This is a genomic window from Aromatoleum sp. (genome assembly GCF_035254505.1).
Taxonomy (GTDB): Bacteria; Pseudomonadota; Gammaproteobacteria; order Burkholderiales; family Rhodocyclaceae; genus Aromatoleum.
Window position 1 is genome coordinate 95,994 of the sequence record NZ_DATFAO010000094.1, and the last position, 17,595, is coordinate 113,588.

Genomic DNA, 17,595 nt, shown 5'->3' on the forward strand with positions numbered 1-17,595 from the left:
AAGGAGGCCGCGGTGAGTCCGAGCGACCTCGGCGCGATCCGGCTGACGCTGGAGCTTGCGGTCGTGGCGACGGCGATCCTGCTCGTCGGCGGCACGCCCATCGCGTGGTGGCTCGCGCGCACACGTTCGCGCCTGAAGCCCGTCATCGGCGCGGTCGTCGCGCTTCCGCTGGTGCTGCCGCCGACCGTGATCGGCTTCTACCTGCTCCTGCTGCTGGGGCCGCAGGGGCCGGTCGGGCAGCTCACGCAGGCGCTCGGGCTGGGCCTGTTGCCGTTCAGCTTCGCCGGCCTCGTCGTCGGTTCGGTCTTCTATTCGATGCCTTTCGTCGTGCAGCCGCTGCAACAGGCTTTCGAGGCCATCGGCGAGCGCCCGCTGGAGGTCGCGGCAACCTTGCGCGCAGGCGCCCTGGACACCTTCGTCAGCGTCGTCCTGCCGCTCGCGCGGCCCGGCTTCCTGACCGCGGCGGTGCTCGGCTTTGCGCATACGGTCGGCGAGTTCGGCGTCGTGCTGATGATCGGCGGCAACATTCCCGAGCGTACCCGCGTCGTCTCGGTGCAGATCTACGACCATGTCGAGGCGCTCGAATACACCGAGGCGCACTGGCTGTCGGCCGGGATGCTGCTTTTCAGCTTCGCGGTGCTGTGGGTCCTGTACAGCCGCGGGCGGGGCGTGGCGCGATGAGTGCGACGGACGTGTCGCTCATAAACGCGATCGATACGCGATTCAGCATCACCTGGCCCGGTTTTTCGCTGCAGGCCGAACTTGCGCTGCCCGGACGCGGCGTCAGCGCGCTCTTCGGCGCCTCCGGCTCGGGCAAGACGACGCTGCTGCGCTGTCTCGCCGGGCTCGAACGCGCGCCCGGCGGTTACCTCGCAGTGCGCGGCGAGGTGTGGCAGGACGACGCGCGCGGCATCTTCATGCCTACGCACAGGCGGCCGCTCGGCTACGTCTTCCAGGAGGCGAGCCTCTTTCCCCACCTGTCGGTGCGGCGCAACCTCGAATTCGGTCTGAAGCGCGTTGCCACGACCGAGCGGAGGGTGTCGCTCGATCACGCGATCGCGCTGCTCGGCATCGAACCGCTGCTCGAACGCATGTCGGACAAGCTCTCGGGCGGCGAGCGCCAACGCGTCGCGATCGCCCGCGCGCTCGCGACCAGCCCGCGCCTCCTCCTGATGGACGAGCCGCTCGCGGCGCTCGACCTGCGGCGCAAGGCCGAGATCCTGCCCTACCTCGAACGCCTGCACGACACGCTCGACATCCCGGTCGTGTACGTCAGCCATGCGCCCGAGGAAGTCGCGAGGCTCGCCGACCACGTCGTGCTGCTCGATGGCGGCCGCGTGCTCGCCGCCGGGCCGATCGGCGAGGTGATGGCGCGCCTCGACCTGCCGCTCGCGCGCGACGAGGACGCCTTCGTCGTGATCGACGCGACCGTCGCCGCGCACGACGAGGCCTACGCGCTGACCCGGCTCGAATTCGCCGGCCTCCCGCTGTGGCTGGCGGGGCTCGATTCCCGGCTCGGTGCAACGGTGCGTGCGAGGGTGCTCGCGCGCGACGTGAGCCTCGCGCTCGCCGAACGTCACGATTCGAGCATCCTCAACGTGCTGCCGGCGCGTGTTGTCTCGCTCGATGACGACGCGCCGGGTCGCGTGCTGGTACGCCTCGATCTGCGCGGCGCGCCGCTCCTCGCGCGCATCACCAAGCGGTCTGCCGTGCAGCTCGCGATCGCGCCGGGGATGGAACTCTTCGCACAGGTGAAGGGCGTCGCGCTGCTGCGCTGAGAGGCCCGGGCACGCCGCCTGCCTGTGTGCGTCAGCGAGCCGCATAGGGATTTACGCCAATCTGCGCGGCGCAGCGAGCCGCGCTACACTGTCCCCCTAACCGAATCCAGATGCAGTCCCTTTCGTCATGATCCAGTTGCGTATCGTCCCGGTGACTCCGTTCGAGCAAAATTGCACGATCCTGTGGTGCGACCGCAGCCGCAAGGCGGCCGTCGTCGACCCGGGCGGGGATCTCGGACGCATCTATGCCGCCGTCGCCGAGCTCGGCGTGACGGTCGAGAAGATCCTGATCACGCACGGCCACATCGACCACGCTGGCGGCACGGCGAAACTCGCGCGCGAGCTCAAGGTGCCGATCGAAGGCCCGCAGGAGGAAGACCGCTTCTGGATCGTCGGCATGCCGCAGCAGAGCAAGATGTTCGGCTTCCCCGACGTTGAGTCCTTCGAGCCCGACCGCTGGCTGCACGACGGCGACACGGTGACCGTCGGCGAGGAGACGCTGCGCGTGATCCACACCCCCGGCCACACACCCGGGCACGTCGTGTTCTTCCACCCGGAAGCGCGCCTCGCGCTGGTCGGCGACGTGCTCTTCGCGGGCTCGATCGGCCGCACCGATTTCCCGCGCGGCGACCATGCGGCGCTGATCCGCTCGATCCGCGAGAAACTTTTTCCGCTCGGCGACGACGTCAATTTCGTCCCCGGACACGGTCCGATGTCGACCTTCGGCGACGAGCGCGAGTCCAACCCCTATGTCGGCGATTACGCCTGAGTCGATCCCAAGCCGTCGAAATCCGGCGTGCCGGGAGGGCGCGCCCTAGCCACGTACGGGAGGCAAACGTGAGAATTGCGATCCTCGAAGACGACACGCTGCAAAGCGAGATGCTCGCCCTGTGGCTGCGCGATGCCAGCCACGACGTGTACTGCTTTGCCGACGCGCGCGACTTCATGCGTATTGCCGCGCGCGAGAGTTTCGATTTCTTCCTGCTCGACAGCATCCTGCCGCAGCTGAGCGGGCAGGAAGTGCTGGAGTGGTTGCGCAAGGAGCGGAACAACGACACGCCGGTGGTGTTCGTGACCGCACGCGACGCCGAGGAGGACGTGGTCGCGGCGCTCAGCGGCGGGGCCGACGACTACATCGTCAAACCGGTGCGCCGCTGGGAACTGCTCGCCCGGGTCGACGCCGTGTTGCGGCGCGGCCGCTCGCAGGGCAATGAGCAGGTCGTCGAGGTGGGCCCCTACCGTTTTGACGTGACGCACAAGCAGGCTCAACTCGACGGAGCCGGGCTCGAGCTGACCGACAAGGAGTTCGACCTCGCGGTCTTCCTCTTCCGCAACCTCGGACGGCTGGTGTCGCGCGGCCACATGCTGGAGGCCGTGTGGGGACGCAGCCCGACGGTCGCGACGCGCACCGTCGACACGCACATCAGTCGCGTGCGCACCAAGCTCGAACTGCGCCCCGAGCGCGGCTACCGTCTCGTGCCGGCCTACAATTTCGGCTACCGCCTCGAACGCGTCGGCGCCGAGGCGGGCGAAGCGGCCTGAAACCCCGAGGGGCCGGACGCTACGTGCGTTCGCGCAGCGTGTCGCGGATTTCGCGCAGCAGCTTCACTTCGTCGCTTTCGGGTGCCGGTGCGGGTTCCGCTTCGGGCGCCGGCGGCTCGCTGCGCTTGAGCCGGTTGATCGCCTTGATTGCGACGAAGATCGCGAAGGCGACGATGATGAAGTCGACACAGGTGTTGATGAAGGCGCCGTACTTCACCAGCGGTGCGCCGGCCTTCTCGGCGGCTTCGAGCGACTCGTAGGTCTTGTCGCCGAGGTTGATGTAGAGGTGCTTGAAATCGACCTGGCCGAGCAGTCGGCCCAGCAGCGGCATCACGACGTCCTTGACGAAGGATTCGACGATCTTGCCGAATGCGCCGCCGATGATCACGCCGACCGCGAGATCGACGACATTGCCGCGCATGGCGAACTCTTTGAATTCGCGTAAGAAGCTCATTTCCGGAACCTCCCGATTCTTGTTGGTTGTCGACGGCGCCCGCGGCAGCGAAAATCCGCGGCTGCGGCGGGCCTCGCCAGTGTGCCACGTTTTGCGTCCTGCCTAGTCCCCTCCCAATGGCAAGAGGATATGCCGCGTGCTCAGCCGCGCGCGATGAAGGTCGGCAGGCGCAGGCCGAACCGCATCGCCGCCAGACGCACCGCCAGCACCACACCGCCCGCGGCCAATGCGGACATGCCGGGGGGGACGTCGAGTGCAGCCAGCGCGACGAGGAGCAGCGCGCCGGCCCACGACGCGGTCGCATACAGCTCGCCCGAGAATATCAGCGGCACCTCGTTGCACAGCACGTCGCGCACGATGCCGCCGAAGGCCCCCGTGACGACCCCCATCAAACTCGCGACGAGCCAGGGGGCATCGAGCGCGAGCGCAGCCTGTGTGCCGCTCACGGTGAAGAGCGCGAGCCCGAGCGCGTCGGGCAGCAGGAAGAGGCGCGCGGGCAGCGATATCACGCGCGCGAGCGCGAAGGCACCGATCCCTGCGGCCATCGCGGCGATCAGGTAGGACTGGTCGGCGACCCAGAACACCGTGCGGTCGAGCAGCAGGTCGCGCAGCGATCCGCCGCCGAGCGCCGCCGCGAGCGCGACGACGACCATGCCGAACATGTCGAAGGGCTTGCGTCCCGTTTCGAGCACCGCAGCGGCCGCCTGGGCCGCGACGCCGGCGAGTCCGATGCCATGGAGGAGGGGTTCGACGTTGAGCATGGCGGCGAGCATAACATCGGCGCGCTGCACGTCGGCCTTGGCATAATGGCGGGCCCGTCGTGCCCGCCGCGCCGCCTGCCGGCGGCATCGGTGGGCCCAGACTTCCCCATCTGCCGATGACCTATTTCCCGCCCCGCCCCGACCTCTGCCCGGTGGCCCATCCCCTGCCGTGTCCGCGCTAGTCCTCGTCCAGGTCCTGACGAGCGGCATCGCTGTCGGCTGCATCTACGGGCTCGTCGCACTGTCCTTCGTGCTGATCTACAAGGCGACCGAGACGGTGAGCTTCATGCAGGGCGATCTGCTGATGGCCGGGGCCTTTGCCGCGCTCGCGCTCAATCAGGGGGCGGGCTGGCCGCTGCCGCTCGCGATGGCGGGCGGTGTCACGGCGCTCGTGCTGCTCGGTGCGGCGCTCGAACGCACTGTATTGCGTCGCGCGCTGGGCCAGTCGCACCTGACGGCGTTGCTGCTGACTTTCGGCCTCGGCCTGATGCTGCGCGGCGCGATCTCCTCGGTGCCGGCGGCGAGTCATTCGATGCATCGGCTGCCGGTCGGTTTCGCCGGCGAGACGCTCCAGATCGGCGCGCTGGTGCTCGCCGCCGAGCATCTCGTCGTGATCGGTGCGACCGTGCTGCTCGGGGCGGCGCTGACGCTCTTCTTCCGCGGCACGCGCGCCGGCCTCGCGCTGCGCGCGTGCTCCGAAAACGCCGCGGCCGCCGAGTTGATGGGCGTGTCGGTCGCACGCATGCATACCTTTGCGTGGGCGCTCGGTGCGGGGCTGGCGGCGGTGGCGGGCCTATTGCTCGCGCCGGTGACTTTCGTACATCTGAACATGGGGCTGATCGCGCTGAAGGCCTTTCCCGCGGCGGTGCTGGGCGGCATGGCGAGCCTGCCGGGCGCGCTCGCGGGGGGGGTGTTCCTCGGCGTCGTCGAGTCGCTCGCCGGCCTGATGCTGCCCGAAGGTGCGAAGGACGTCGTGCCTTACGTGCTGCTGATGGCTGCGCTGCTCGTCTTCCCGGACGGGCTCGCGGCCGGCTGGCGGAGGCGGCGATGAGCGGTCAGGCGTCGCCACAGCACGCAGCCGCCGTCGCGAGGAGGCTTCGGACGCTGTCGGCGGGTGCACTCGTTGCCGCCGTGGCGGTCTTCGTGCTCGGCGCCGACTATGCGCTCTCGCAGGCCGCTTTCGTTGCGACCTATGCGATCGCCGGGCTCGGCATGATCGTCATCGTCGGCCAGTGCGGACAGATCTCGCTGGGGCAGGGGGCGCTGCTCGGGCTCGGTGCCTACGTCGAGGCCTTGCTCGTGGTGCGCGGCGTGCCCGCACCGCTCGCGATGGCCGTGGCGGTCGCGGCCGGGACTGCCGGTGGCTGGCTCGCGAGCCTCCCGGCGCGCCGCCTCGGGGGCCTCTATTTCGCCATGAGCACACTCGCCTTCGCGCTGATCGTCGAGGAGGCCCTGGTGCGCGCCGAAGCGTTGACGCACGGCGCGGCAGGCCTGGCCGTGCCGACGCTCGTGTTGGCGGGCTTTCCCGTCGACGCGTCGTGGTCGCAGGCGCTCGCCGCTGCGCTCGCACTCGCGCTGGCGTGGATCGCAGCCCGCCGCTGTGTCGCGTCCCGCCTCGGACGCAGCTGGCATGCGGTGCGCGAGGACGAGGCGGCGGCGGCCGCGTGTGGCGTTGACGTTGCGCGCGCCAAACGCGCGGCCTTCGCGTTCGGTGGCGCCTTGTCGGGGCTCGCCGGCGCGCTGTACGCGCACTGGATCGGCTTCGTCAGTCCGGAGCAGTTCGGGCTGATGTTGTCCTTCGAGCTGCTGATGCTCGCTTTCATCGGCGGCGCACGCGAGCTCGCGGGGGCCCTGTGGGGCGCACTCGTCGTCGTGGCGCTGCCGCAGGCGATCTCGGTCCTGACCGAGCTGCTGCCGGCCGGCACCGCGACGCCGGCCGGGCTCGAGTCCTTGCTTTTCGGGGCCGTTGTCGTAGCCCTCATCCTGTTGCGACCGGGCGGCCTGACGGCGTCACGGACGCGAGGCGAAGACCCGGACCTGACCGACACCGCCTGATCGATTATTCGCGATAATCGGGGTCTTCCGCATTTGTCCGAGGTCCTGCCCATGACGCCCATCCGCCGCTTTCTCGCCGTGCTCGGTCTCGCCATCGCCGGTGCTGGCGGCACCGTCGCTGCCGCGGAGACGCCGGGCGTGAGCCGCAACGAGATCCTCGTCGGCAGCATCCAGGATCTGTCCGGCCCGATCGCGCTGCTCGGCGCGCCGGTGCGCGACGGCATGCTGCTGCGCTTCGAGGACGCCAATGCCGCGGGCGGCGTGCATGGCCGCAAGCTCAGGCTGGTGGTCGAGGATTCCGGCTACGACCCGAAGAAGGGCGTGCTGGCGGCGAGAAAGTTGATCCAGCGCGACAAGGTCTTCGCCTTCCTGGCCGACCTCGGTACGCCGGTCGTGATGGCGACCATGCCGATCGTCATCGAGGCCGGCCGTCCGCATCTCTTCCCGTTCTCGCCCCACGAATCGACCTATTCGCCGGTCCATCCGCTCAAGTTCCAGATGTTCGCGCCTTACCAGGACTATATGGAAGCGGCCACCCGCAACATGGTGCAGACGCGCGGCTACAAGAAGACCTGCCTGCTCTACCAGGACGACGACTACGGGCTCGAAGTGATGAAGGGCGTCGAGGCGGGGCTCGCGAAGTTGAAGCAGCCGCTGGTCGAGAAGACGAGCTACAAGCGCGGCGCTACGGACCTATCCAGTCAGGTCGCGCGGCTGCGCGCGGCCGACTGCGACTTCGTCGTGCTCGCGACTGTCGTGCGCGAAACCGTCGCGGCGGTTTCGGAGGCGCGCAAGATCGGCTGGAACGTGGACATGCTCGTCACCGCGTCCGGCTATTCGTCGCAGACGCACGAGCTGGGCGGCAAGGCGGTCGAGGGCCTGTACGGCGTGAGCGTGCTGCCGCACCCCTATGAGGAGGGCGCGAACCGCCAGCTTGCCGACTGGATCAAGCGCTACCGCGAACGCTTCGGCACGGCGCCGAACGTCTGGAGTGCGATGGGCTACAGCGTCGCCGACCTCTTCGTGAAGGCCGCCGACAAAGCCGGTCCCGATCTGACGGTAGAGCGCTTTACCGCGGCGATGGAATCGCTGCACACCCCGCGCGACTTCTTCGGCAGTCCGGAGTATCGTTTCAGCCGCGAAGACCACCTCGGCAACCGTTTCGGCCGCATCGCGCAGATCCAGAACGGGCGCTGGGTGATCCTCACTGATTATCTGAAATGATAGAGATCTGAGCCCGATGACCGCCTCCGTCCAGCCGCAGACCGTCGCCGTCGCCTTCACCGGCGCCTCGGGCATGCCCTACGGCCTGCGCCTCGTGGATTGCCTGCTCGCGGGCGGGTGCAAGGTGTGGCTGCTGTACTCGCAGGTCGCGCAGATCGTCGCGCGGCAGGAAATGAACCTCGAGCTGCCGTCGCGCCCCGCCGAGGTCGAAGCGGCGCTGATCGAGCGTTTCAAGGCCGCGCCCGGGCAGTTGCGCGTCTTCGGGCGCGAGGAATGGTTCGCGCCGCTCGCGTCGGGCTCGAATCCGGCGGACGCGATGGTCGTCTGTCCCTGCACGATGGGCACGCTCGCGGCGATCGCGGCGGGACTGAGCCAGAACCTCATTGAGCGCGCGGCCGACGTCGCGATCAAGGAAGGCCGCAAGCTCGTGCTCGTGCCGCGCGAGACGCCGTTCTCGCCGATCCACCTCGAGAACATGCTCAAGCTCGCACGCCTCGGTGTCGTGATCCTGCCGCCGAGCCCCGGCTTCTACAACCATCCGCAGACGGTCGACGACCTCGTCGATTTCGTCGTCGCGCGCGTCCTTGACCAGATCCGCGTGCCGCACCGGCTGATGCAGCGCTGGGGTGAGGGCGACGCGGACGTGCAAGGACAATCATGAGCGATCCGACGGGCCTGCTCCCGCTCTTTCCCTTGCAGACGGTGCTGTTCCCCGGCGGCGTGCTGCCCCTGCATGTGTTCGAGGCGCGCTACATGGACCTGGCGAGCCAATGCCTCAAGGACGACGCGGTGTTCGGCGTGAACCTGATCGCCGAGGGCAGCGAGGTCGGCGCGCCGGCCGTGCCGCATTCGATCGGTGTCAGCGCGCGCATCGTCGACTGGGACATGCCGCAGACCGGCGTGCTCGACCTCGTCACGCGCGGCGAGCGCCGCTACCGCATCCTGCGCACCGAAACCGGCCCCAACGGATTGCTGTTGGGCGAGGTCGAGTGGCTCCCGGAGGTCGCGGCCGTGCCGCTGCCCGAAGCGTACGCGCCGCTCGTTGCGTTGCTGCAGGCGATTTTCGCGGAGGTCGGCGAGGAGCGCCTGCCGCCCCCGCATCACTTCGACGACGCCGAGTGGGTCGGCAACCGATTCGCCGAGCTGCTGCCAATCCCCTTCAAGGCCAAGCAGGCGCTGCTCGAATACGACGATACGCTCGGTCGGCTCGACGTCATCCGCCAGTACCTCGACCAGCGCGGCGTGTTTGGCGCCTGAAGCGCTCACCCTCAGCGGCTGAAAAGATCCCCTTCAAGATTCCCGTCGGCGAGCGCGTCGAGGATACGCCGCACCGGCGTCGGTAGCCCGGCCGCGTCCCGTTCGCCGAGTGCGAGCCAGCGATGGTCCGCGTCGGCTGCCGCCTGCGCCGCGTCGCCGACATCGAGGAGGATCGGCGTGATCTCCAGCCGGAAATGGGTGAAGGTGTGGTTGAAGGGCGCGAGCGTGATCGCATCGCGCGCCGCGAGGCCGAAACGCGTCCCGAGCCAGCGCGCGGCGTCCGCTTCGCCCTCGGGGATCTCCGGCAGTGCGAGCAGGCCGCCCCAGATGCCAATCGGCGGACGCCGTTCGAGCAACACGCGCCCGCCGGCATGGATCACAGCGACGCGCACCTGACGCTGCGGGACCGCCTTGCGCGGCCGCGCCGCCGGCAGCTCGCCGACGCGGTCCTCGCGACGCGCCACGCAGATGTCGGCCATCGGGCAGCGCTCGCAGGCCGCCCGGCCGCGCGTGCATACCGTCGCGCCGAGGTCCATCTGCGCCTGGATGTAGGTGCCGACGTCCTGCGCCGGCAGCAGTGCTTCGGCGAGCGCCCACAGCTGCTGCTCGACTGCACGTTCGCCCGGAAAACCGTCGATGCCGAAGACTCGGCACAGCACGCGCTTCACGTTGCCGTCGAGGATCGCCGCGCGCGCGCCGAAGGCGAAGTCCGCGATCGCCGCCGCGGTCGAGCGCCCGATCCCCGGGAGTTCCGCGATCGCCTCGGGACAGCGCGGGAATTCGCCGCCGCACTCGGCCATCACCGCCTGTGCGGCCTTGTGCAGGTTTCTCGCACGGGCGTAGTAGCCCAGCCCGCTCCATAGCGCGAGCACGTCGTCGACGGGCGCCGCGGCGAGACTCGCGAGGTCGGGAAAGCGCGCGAGGAAACGCGCGTAGTAGGGAATCACCGTGTCGACCTGCGTCTGCTGCAACATGATCTCGGACAGCCAGATGCGGTATGCGTCGCGCGTGTTCTGCCAGGGCAGGTCGTGCCGTCCGTGCGCGCGGTGCCATTCGGCGAGCCTTACCGCAAAATCCTTGCCCGTGTCCATGATCTGCATCTCTTTTTGCATCCCGATTCGTTGCCCGATGGCGTTTGCGCAGCGATAATTCGCGATTACATCCATCTTGACCTGCCCATGTCCCAGCCGCCTCTCTCCCACCAGGACTTCACCCGCGCCTTCCGCGACGCCCTCGGCATGTTCGCCACCGGTATCGCGGTCATCACGACGCGCGCGCCCAACGGCGAGGCGATCGGCCTGACGGTCAATTCCTTCAACTCGGTGTCGCTCGATCCGCCGCTCATTGTGTGGAGCTTGTCGCGCCACCTCGCGAGTCTGCCGGTGTTCGAAGCCTGCGAATACTACGCCGTGAACGTGCTGGCGGAAGATCAGCAACACCTGTCGCAGCTCTTCGCGACCCGCTCCGACGACAAGTTCGCCGGCATCGAGATCGACGACGGCCTGTATGGCGTGCCGTTGCTGAAGGACTGCTGCGCGCGCTTCGAATGCCGCAACACGACGCGCCACGCGGGCGGCGACCACCTCGTGTTCATCTCCGAAGTCGTCCGCTTCGACCGCGTTTCCGAGCGCTCGCCGCTGATCTATCACAGCGGCGCCTACCGCCGCCTCGCTCCCCTCTGATCGCGCGCGAGCCCTCGCACCGGCACAGCGAGCGGCTATACTGATCTGGAATGCCGGCGTGCGACCGGCATGCATCGTCCGCCCGAGCGGACGAGCTCCCGGTCCCCAACCCCAGCGTGCGCCGATGCCCGAAGATTCCCGTTCCGCCCGCGGTGCGCTGATCGATGCCGAGCATGCGGCCTTCCTCGCGACCGCCGGCGTGTCGATCAGCGTCGGTGCCTGCAACGCAGAGCGCCTCCCCAGTGTCACGCGCGCAATCGGTTGCCGCGTCGCCGACGACCGCTCGCGCGTCACGGTCTTTGTCGTCGTCGCCCAATCGCGCGAAGTGCTCGACGACCTTCGCGCCAACAGCCGCATCGCCGTCGCCTTCAGCGAGCCGCACACTCACCGCACCGTCCAGCTGAAGGGCGAGGACGCCGTCGCCGAAGCCTTGATCGACGGCGACCTGCGGCACATCGAACGCTATCGCGATGCCTTCACGGCCGAACTCGGTGCGCTCGGCTACAGCCCGCTCTTTACGCGCACCTTGCTCGATTGCAGCGGCGGCGAAGTCGTCGCCGTGAGTTTCACGCCCGCCGCCGCCTTCTCGCAGACGCCCGGCCCGAAAGCCGGCACGCCGCTCGGAGACCTGCGATGAGCCAGCGCCTCGACGCGATCCGCGACTGCCTCGAAGGGGTCGTGCCGGCGATCATGGCGACCTGCTCGGCCGACGGCACGCCCAACGTCGCCTACCTGTCGCAGACCGAATACGTCGACGGCCAGCACGTGGCGCTCTCCTACCAGTTCTTCAACACCACGCGGCGCAACATCCTCGAAAACCCGAATGCGCGGCTGGTCGTCACGCATCCGCACACCGCCGAGCGCTATCGGCTGCAACTGCGCTACCTGCGCACCGAGACCGCCGGGCCGCTCTTCGAACGGATGAAGGCGAAGCTCGCCGGCATCGCCTCGCATACCGGCATGAGCGGCGTGTTTCGGCTGCTCGGGTCCGACGTCTATCGGGTGTTCGACGTCGAACGCGTGCCCGGTGTCGCCCTCGCACCGTCGCCGCCGCCGCGTGCGAACCTGCTCGCGGCCTTGCGTGCGACCGCGACGCGTCTCGCGTCCTGTCGTGACCTCGACGCGCTCTTCAACGAGACGCTCGCGTGTCTCGAAAGCCAGTTCGACGTCCGTCACGCCATGCTCCTGCTGCTCGACGGTTCGGGCTCGCACCTCTACACGATCGCGAGCCGCGGTTACGCGCAGTCCGGCGTCGGCTCCGAGATCCCGCTCGGGCAGGGTGTGATCGGCGTCGCCGCGCGTGAGGCGACGCCGATCCGCATCGGCTACATGACCCTCGAGTACACCTACGGCCGTGCGATCCGCGCCGCCGCCGCTGCGAATGGGCTCGCCGCGGCGCTGGAGACCGAGATCCCGCTGCCCGGCCTCGCCGAATCCGCGAGCCAGCTCGCGGTGCCGATCCGCGCCGCCGGGCGGCTTCTCGGCGTGCTCTACGTCGAGAGCACGCAGAACCTGCGCTTCGGCTACGACGACGAGGACGCGCTCGTCGCCCTCGGCGGCCAGCTCGGCGCCGCGATGCTCGCCCTGCAGGGGGCCGACGCGGGTGAGGACATCCCGGCGCCCGAGCCCGCCGCCGGCTGCGCCGACAGCGCCCCGGTCGTCGTGCGTCACTACGCCGCGGACGACAGCGTCTTCCTCGACGACGACTACCTGATCAAGGGCGTTGCCGGGTCGATCTTCTGGGCGCTCGTGCGCGACCACGTCGAGACCGGCCGCAACACTTTCAGCAACCGCGAACTGCGCCTCGATTCGCGCATCCGCCTGCCGGACCTGAGCGACAACCTCGAAGCGCGCCTGATCCTGCTGCGCCGCCGCCTCAACGAACGCGGCGCCTGCGTGCGTCTCGACAAGGCCGGGCGAGGGCGGCTGCAACTCACCGCGACGCGGCCGCTGACGCTCGTCGAAGTCGGTCCTTCCTAAATCTTCCCTCAGCGAACCCTAAGAGTCCCTTAAGCCGCTTCCGACGGCCTTTTCGACGCCTACAGTGCGATCAAGCCCGGCCCCGCCGGGTCGTCCATCGACACCTGGAGGCGACTCATGCAACCCACCCCCCACGACCCGTCCCCGCTCGCGCTGCTGGAGACGATGATGCTCATCCGCGCCTACGAGGAGGCCGTTGCCGGCATCGCCGCGGGCGGCAGCGCGCCCGGCACCTGCACCTCGGTCGGGCAGGAAGCGGCGGCGGTCGGCGTCGTCCGCGCGCTGGCCCACGAGGACCGCATCCTCACCAATCACCGCAGCGCCGGCCACCTGCTCGCCCGCGGGGCGGACCCCGGGCGGCTCCTCGCCGAAGTCCTCGGCAAGCGCACCGGCTACTGCAAGGGCAAGAGCGGCTCGCTGCACATCTCGGCGGCCGAACTCGGCGTCGTGCTGACCTCGACCATCGTCGGCGGCGAACTCTCGCTCGCTCCCGGCGTCGCGCTCGCCCGCACTATGACGCCCGGCGACGAGGGCATCGTCGCGACCTTCTTCGGCGACGGCGCGGCCTGCGAAGGCGTCTTCCATGAATCGCTGAACCTCGCCGTCGTGTGGAAGCTGCCGATCCTCTACGTCTGTGAAAACAACGAGTGGCAGGCCTTCGTCCATCGCCGCGAGACGATGCCGATGGCCCACGTGCGCGACTGGGCGGCCTCGCACGGCCTCATCGCCGAGACCGTCGACGGCAACGACGTGGCAGCCGTCCACGCCGCCGCCTCGCGCCTCGCCGCCCGCATCCGCGAAACCGGTGAGCCCGCCTTCCTCGAGACGCTGACCTACCGCACACGCGGCCATTACGAGCCGGACGACCAGGCCTATGTCGATCCGGGCGAGCTTGCCGCGTGGCGAGCGCGCGATCCGATCGAACTCCTCGCGAACCGCCTGCGCCTCGCCGGCACGCTCGACGACCTCCGCCTCGCGCAGATCCGGGCTCGTGTGCTGGCCGCGATCGACGAAGCCGCCGCCTTCGCGAACGCCTCGCCGTACCCCGAACTGTCCGAACTCGTCACCGACGTCTACGCGTAAGGAGCCCCGCCATGTCCGTGATCACCGTCAACGAAGCCATCACCCAGGCGCTCGCCGAAGAAATGCGTCGCGACCCGAGCGTGCTGATGTTCGGCGAAGGCGTCGCCACCAAGCGCGCGAACCTCGTCGCCGAATTCGGCGCTGCCCGCGTCCGGAACACCCCGCTCGCTGAAGGCATCATCGCCGGCACGGCCGCCGGCGCCGCCGCGAGCGGTTTGCGCCCGATCGTCGACCTCCTCTTCGCGCCCTTCCTGTGCTTCGCGATGGACGAGATCGTCAATAGCGCCGGCAAGCTCCGCTACCTCTCGGGCGGCCAGTTCAAGTTCCCGATGGTCGTGCTGGCGATGACCGGTGCCGGCTGGACGGTCGGCGCGCAGCACAACCACAACCTCGAAGCTTGGTTCGTGCACAGCCCCGGCCTCAAGGTCGTCATGCCGTCCTCGGCGGCCGACTTCAAGGGCCTGTTGAAAGCCGCGATCCGCGACGACAACCCGGTGCTCTTCTTCATGGACCTCGCGCTCGGCTACCAGGCGGGAGAGGTCCCCGAAGGCGAGCACCTCGTCCCGCTCGGCCATGCCGCGACGCTGCGCGAAGGCCGCGACGTGACCCTCGTCAGCTATGCGAAGACCGCGCTGCACTGCGTCGCTGCCGCCGACGCGCTCGCGCAGCAGGGTATCTCGGCCGAAGTGCTGGACCTGCGCTCGCTCAAGCCCCTCGACGAGGCCGCGATCCTCGCCTCCGTGCGCAAAACCGGCCGCGTGCTCGTCGTGCATGAGGCGAGCCGTCTGTGCGGTGTCGGCGCCGAAGTCGCCGCACTGGTCGCCGAGCATGCCTTCGCCGCGCTCAAGGCCCCCGTGCGCCGCCTGACCGGGCCGGATGTTCCGGCGCCATCGTCGTGGCCGCTCGAACAGGCTTTCGTGCCGCAGGCCGAAGGCATCGCCGCTGCCGGTCGCGCGCTCGTCGAGCAGCGCGAGTATGCATGAGTCGGGTTTAACACTTTTTTAGGATTTTGCGAGCGAAGCCTTAAGAGCGGCGCCTCCGCCCCCTGCCTAGGCTGCGGATGTCGTCGCCCCACACCTCCGGAGCAATCATGAAACCCCCATTCCTTCTTCCGCTGATCCTCCTCGCCACTGCCAGCGCCAGCGTTCTTGCGGCCGACGATGGCGCCGATCCGGTCGCCCGCGGCCGCTACCTCGCCAGTGTCGCCGGCTGCAACGACTGTCACACCGACGGCTACATCCCGCGCGACGGCAAGGTCCCCGAGACCGAGCGTCTCACCGGCTCCCCGGTCGGCTTCGCCGGGCCCTGGGGCGTCACCTATCCGTCCAACCTCCGTCTCGTCGCCGGCAGCCTCGACGAAGCCGGCTGGCTCGATCGTGTGCGGCGCGAAGGCCGCCCGCCGATGCCCTGGTCCTCGCTGCGCGCGATGAGTGAAGCCGACCTCGTTGCTGTCTATCGCTACCTGCGCGCGCTCGGCCCGGCCGGCACACCGGCGCCACAGGCACTCGCCCCCGGCGAGCCCATCCCGACGCCGCATTTCGTCTTCGTGCCGCAGCCGCCGCAACGGGTCACGACGAGCGCGCTGTCACGCTGACGGCCTTCGCGTGCCTTGCGTGTCGTGCTGCGCTTCCAATCCTCAACGGCATAGGCCATGATCAAACGGCGAGACTTGGCACCCTCGCCGTCTCGCGGTGTTGCATCCACCCGACAAAGGACGCACAACGATGACCCCTCGCTCCCTGACCCCGCTGCTCCTCGCCTCGGCCCTGCTCGCCTCCTGCAGCATATCGACGAAGGGCCCCGTCGTGATCGAAGTTCCCCTCGTCCCCACGCAAGGCAGTACCGCGACCGGCCAGGTCCGCTTCACCGAAATCGACGGCGGCGTGATCGTCGAAGCGCGCCTCAGCGGCCTGGCTCCGGGCGGCCACGGCTTCCACATCCACGAGAAGGGCGACTGCTCGGCGCCCGATGCCACCAGCGCCGGGGGCCACTTCAACCCCACCGGGATGCCGCACGGCCAGCCGGACAAACCCGAACATCACGCGGGCGACCTGCCGATGCTCGTCGCCGACGCCGCCGGCAACGCCAAGCTCAGCACCACCGTCGATGGCCTGTCGCTGACCTCGAAGGGCAACGGCAACATCGTCGGCCGCGCCGTCATCGTCCACGCGGCGCCCGACGACTTCACGACCCAGCCCACCGGCAACTCCGGCGCCCGCGTCGCGTGCGGCGTGATCTCCAAGTGAATTCCGCGGTAGCGTGGCGCTCCGGCGCCCGCCGCCATATGTCTCGCCCGTTACAAATTCATCCTGGCTTACACTCGGGCCGATAACTCCTCGACCTGCCGCGCGTTATTCGCTCAGGGGCACGATTGGAACGCCCCCTGATCGACCCACCGTTCATCGAGGAGTACCGACATGCTGAAGAAGATCATTGCCCTGGCCATCGTCACCGGTTTTGCGACGGCGTCCTTCGCGCAGCAGGGCGCCACGCCCGCCACCCCCGCCACGCCGGCCATGAAGGCGACTCCGGCCACCCCCGCCGCCCCGGCAGGCGCCGGCGAAAGGGCCACTCCCGCGACACCGGCGGTGAAGGCGACCCCCGCCGAGAAGGCCACTCCCGCTACTCCGTCCTCGGCCAGCGAAACCCCGATGTCCAAGCCGGATACCGGCAAGACCACCTCGCACGTCAAGAAGTCCACGAAGAAGCACTCGGCCGCGAAGACTGACTCGGAGATGGGCGCCAAGTCCGATACCAAGGCCGGCTCGGCGGCGCCGGCGACCAAGTAAGTCAGACTGCCGCGCGCCGAACGAAAAGCCGCCCCACGGGGCGGCTTTTTTCATCCAGTTCTCAAAAGGGTGTTGCAAAGCGGCGCCGGGGCCTTATAATGCGCCCCCTTCACTGATCGCTTGTGCCAGAACGATCGGTAGCCGGAAAAGCGGGAATAGCTCAGTTGGTAGAGCGCAACCTTGCCAAGGTTGAGGTCGCGAGTTCGAGACTCGTTTCCCGCTCCATTCAGCAATGAACCGGCATGCAGCAGCACTCACGGACGCGGGGTGGAGCAGTCTGGCAGCTCGTCGGGCTCATAACCCGAAGGTCGCAGGTTCAAATCCTGCCCCCGCAACCAATTCCTGCACGTGCGTCCTTAGCTCAGTTGGTTAGAGCGCCACGTTGACATCGTGGAGGTCGGCGGTTCGAATCCGTCAGGACGCACCAGCATTTGCCATTCTCCCCTTCGATCGCATCCCGTCCCATCCGGCGTTTCCTGCCCGGAAATGCGCGATCTCGTGGACCGTGTCGACATCTTCCAGGGCCGAAAACGAAAAAAGCCAGCACCGAAGGCTGGCTTTTTCACTGAATTCGACTGGAGCGGGCGATGGGAATCGAACCCACGGCTCTAGCTTGGGAAGCTAGGGTATTACCATTATACGACGCCCGCTCGGAGGCCCGATTTGCATCGGGCAGGGCGCCATTCTAATGACAGGCAGGGCGTTGCGCAACGACGGGCGCTCGGCCGGCGCCGTTTGCCGAGCCGGCCGAGGACAGTCGGGACCGTCCGCACACTTGGGCACCCGCCGCCCGGTCTTTCGGCTCCGCCCGCTGGCTGGACCGGAACCCGGGATCCGGCAAGCATGTCACCGCCCGCGAGGGCACTAGCGGAGCGGAATCGCCGGCTGCGCACATGCTAAACTTCAAGGCCGTTTACGCATTTTCCGGCACGCGCATGATCCAGGTCACCATCAACGGTCAGAACGAATCGCTCGACGAAGGGCTGAGCG

Annotated in this window: 20 protein-coding genes and 4 tRNA genes; 20 read left to right on the top strand and 4 right to left on the bottom strand. The window is 68.7% G+C overall.

The genetic code is table 11. From position 1 onward, the window contains the following. The first annotated feature begins 12 nt into the window (after positions 1-12). The 4 genes from modB to VJ673_RS20300 all read left to right on the top strand — a co-directional run bounded on the left by modB (position 13) and on the right by VJ673_RS20300 (position 3,320). Positions 13-681 (top strand): molybdate ABC transporter permease subunit, encoded by a 669-nt coding sequence (gene modB, locus VJ673_RS20285; RefSeq protein ID WP_324127983.1) that lies wholly within the window; start codon positions 13-15, stop codon positions 679-681. After that, positions 678-1,778: a molybdenum ABC transporter ATP-binding protein gene (gene modC, locus VJ673_RS20290; protein ID WP_324127984.1), complete on the top strand. Its 1,101-nt coding sequence runs from the start codon at positions 678-680 to the stop codon at positions 1,776-1,778. The genes modB and modC overlap by 4 nt, the downstream gene beginning before the upstream one ends. Positions 1,779-1,905: 127 nt before the next feature. Next, entirely contained in the window at positions 1,906-2,547 is a 642-nt protein-coding gene (locus VJ673_RS20295; protein ID WP_324127985.1) for an MBL fold metallo-hydrolase, read from the top strand. A 68-nt stretch (positions 2,548-2,615) separates the two neighbouring features. Then, complete coding sequence (locus VJ673_RS20300) at positions 2,616-3,320, top strand: response regulator transcription factor (RefSeq protein WP_324127986.1); 705 nt, start codon at positions 2,616-2,618, stop codon at positions 3,318-3,320. Positions 3,321-3,339: 19 nt separating this feature from the next. Here the strand turns inward: VJ673_RS20300 and mscL are convergent, their stop codons facing one another. Continuing rightward, complete coding sequence (gene mscL, locus VJ673_RS20305; RefSeq protein ID WP_324127987.1) at positions 3,340-3,774, bottom strand: large conductance mechanosensitive channel protein MscL; 435 nt, start codon at positions 3,772-3,774, stop codon at positions 3,340-3,342. Between the two features lie 140 nt (positions 3,775-3,914). Continuing rightward, complete coding sequence (locus tag VJ673_RS20310; protein ID WP_324127988.1) at positions 3,915-4,547, bottom strand: trimeric intracellular cation channel family protein; 633 nt, start codon at positions 4,545-4,547, stop codon at positions 3,915-3,917. A 157-nt stretch (positions 4,548-4,704) separates the two neighbouring features. Between VJ673_RS20310 and VJ673_RS20315 the strand changes: the two genes are divergently transcribed. From VJ673_RS20315 to VJ673_RS20335, 5 genes are read left to right on the top strand one after another with little or no spacing between them, the layout of a single operon-like run. Beyond that, complete coding sequence (locus VJ673_RS20315) at positions 4,705-5,586, top strand: branched-chain amino acid ABC transporter permease (RefSeq protein ID WP_324127989.1); 882 nt, start codon at positions 4,705-4,707, stop codon at positions 5,584-5,586. Then, positions 5,583-6,590, top strand: coding sequence for a branched-chain amino acid ABC transporter permease (locus VJ673_RS20320; RefSeq protein WP_324127990.1), 1,008 nt, complete (start codon positions 5,583-5,585; stop codon positions 6,588-6,590). The genes VJ673_RS20315 and VJ673_RS20320 overlap by 4 nt, the downstream gene beginning before the upstream one ends. 51 nt (positions 6,591-6,641) lie before the next feature. After that, entirely contained in the window at positions 6,642-7,814 is a 1,173-nt protein-coding gene (locus tag VJ673_RS20325) for an ABC transporter substrate-binding protein (RefSeq protein WP_324127991.1), read from the top strand. Between the two features lie 16 nt (positions 7,815-7,830). After that, on the top strand, positions 7,831-8,475 hold the full coding sequence (locus VJ673_RS20330) for a flavin prenyltransferase UbiX (RefSeq protein WP_324127992.1): 645 nt from the start codon (positions 7,831-7,833) through the stop codon (positions 8,473-8,475). Further along, positions 8,472-9,071, top strand: coding sequence for an LON peptidase substrate-binding domain-containing protein (locus VJ673_RS20335; protein WP_324127993.1), 600 nt, complete (start codon positions 8,472-8,474; stop codon positions 9,069-9,071). Before VJ673_RS20330 ends, VJ673_RS20335 begins: the two co-directional genes overlap by 4 nt. Positions 9,072-9,082: 11 nt before the next feature. Here VJ673_RS20335 and mutY read toward each other — a convergent pair whose 3' ends face one another. Continuing rightward, positions 9,083-10,183, bottom strand: a complete 1,101-nt coding sequence (mutY, locus tag VJ673_RS20340) for an A/G-specific adenine glycosylase (RefSeq protein ID WP_324127994.1) — start codon at positions 10,181-10,183, stop codon at positions 9,083-9,085. 66 nt (positions 10,184-10,249) lie between these two features. Between mutY and VJ673_RS20345 the strand changes: the two genes are divergently transcribed. From VJ673_RS20345 to VJ673_RS20395, 11 genes are all read left to right on the top strand, one after another. Then, positions 10,250-10,753, top strand: coding sequence for a flavin reductase family protein (locus tag VJ673_RS20345; protein WP_324127995.1), 504 nt, complete (start codon positions 10,250-10,252; stop codon positions 10,751-10,753). A 124-nt stretch (positions 10,754-10,877) separates the two neighbouring features. Beyond that, a complete protein-coding gene (locus VJ673_RS20350; protein ID WP_324127996.1) occupies positions 10,878-11,390 on the top strand; it encodes a pyridoxamine 5'-phosphate oxidase family protein in 513 nt (170 codons plus the stop codon). Beyond that, a complete protein-coding gene (locus tag VJ673_RS20355; protein WP_324127997.1) occupies positions 11,387-12,733 on the top strand; it encodes a GAF domain-containing protein in 1,347 nt (448 codons plus the stop codon). Before VJ673_RS20350 ends, VJ673_RS20355 begins: the two co-directional genes overlap by 4 nt. A 117-nt stretch (positions 12,734-12,850) precedes the next feature. After that, positions 12,851-13,816, top strand: a complete 966-nt coding sequence (locus tag VJ673_RS20360; protein WP_324127998.1) for a thiamine pyrophosphate-dependent dehydrogenase E1 component subunit alpha — start codon at positions 12,851-12,853, stop codon at positions 13,814-13,816. An 11-nt stretch (positions 13,817-13,827) separates the two neighbouring features. Then, positions 13,828-14,799 carry an alpha-ketoacid dehydrogenase subunit beta gene (locus VJ673_RS20365; protein ID WP_324127999.1) on the top strand — a complete coding sequence of 324 codons (972 nt, stop codon included), beginning with the start codon at positions 13,828-13,830 and terminating at the stop codon, positions 14,797-14,799. Positions 14,800-14,906: 107 nt separating this feature from the next. Beyond that, a complete protein-coding gene (locus VJ673_RS20370) occupies positions 14,907-15,410 on the top strand; it encodes a cytochrome C (protein ID WP_324128000.1) in 504 nt (167 codons plus the stop codon). Positions 15,411-15,540: 130 nt separating this feature from the next. Then, entirely contained in the window at positions 15,541-16,062 is a 522-nt protein-coding gene (locus VJ673_RS20375; protein WP_324128001.1) for a superoxide dismutase family protein, read from the top strand. A 171-nt stretch (positions 16,063-16,233) separates the two neighbouring features. After that, complete coding sequence (locus VJ673_RS20380) at positions 16,234-16,605, top strand: hypothetical protein (protein ID WP_324128002.1); 372 nt, start codon at positions 16,234-16,236, stop codon at positions 16,603-16,605. A gap of 149 nt (positions 16,606-16,754) precedes the next feature. Beyond that, positions 16,755-16,830 (top strand) — tRNA-Gly (locus VJ673_RS20385). A 36-nt stretch (positions 16,831-16,866) separates the two neighbouring features. Further along, positions 16,867-16,943, top strand: a tRNA-Met gene (locus tag VJ673_RS20390). 12 nt (positions 16,944-16,955) lie between these two features. Then, positions 16,956-17,032: transfer RNA gene (locus VJ673_RS20395), tRNA-Val, on the top strand. 149 nt (positions 17,033-17,181) lie between these two features. Here VJ673_RS20395 and VJ673_RS20400 read toward each other — a convergent pair. Then, positions 17,182-17,255: transfer RNA gene (locus tag VJ673_RS20400), tRNA-Gly, on the bottom strand. Between the last annotated feature and the right edge of the window lie 340 nt (positions 17,256-17,595).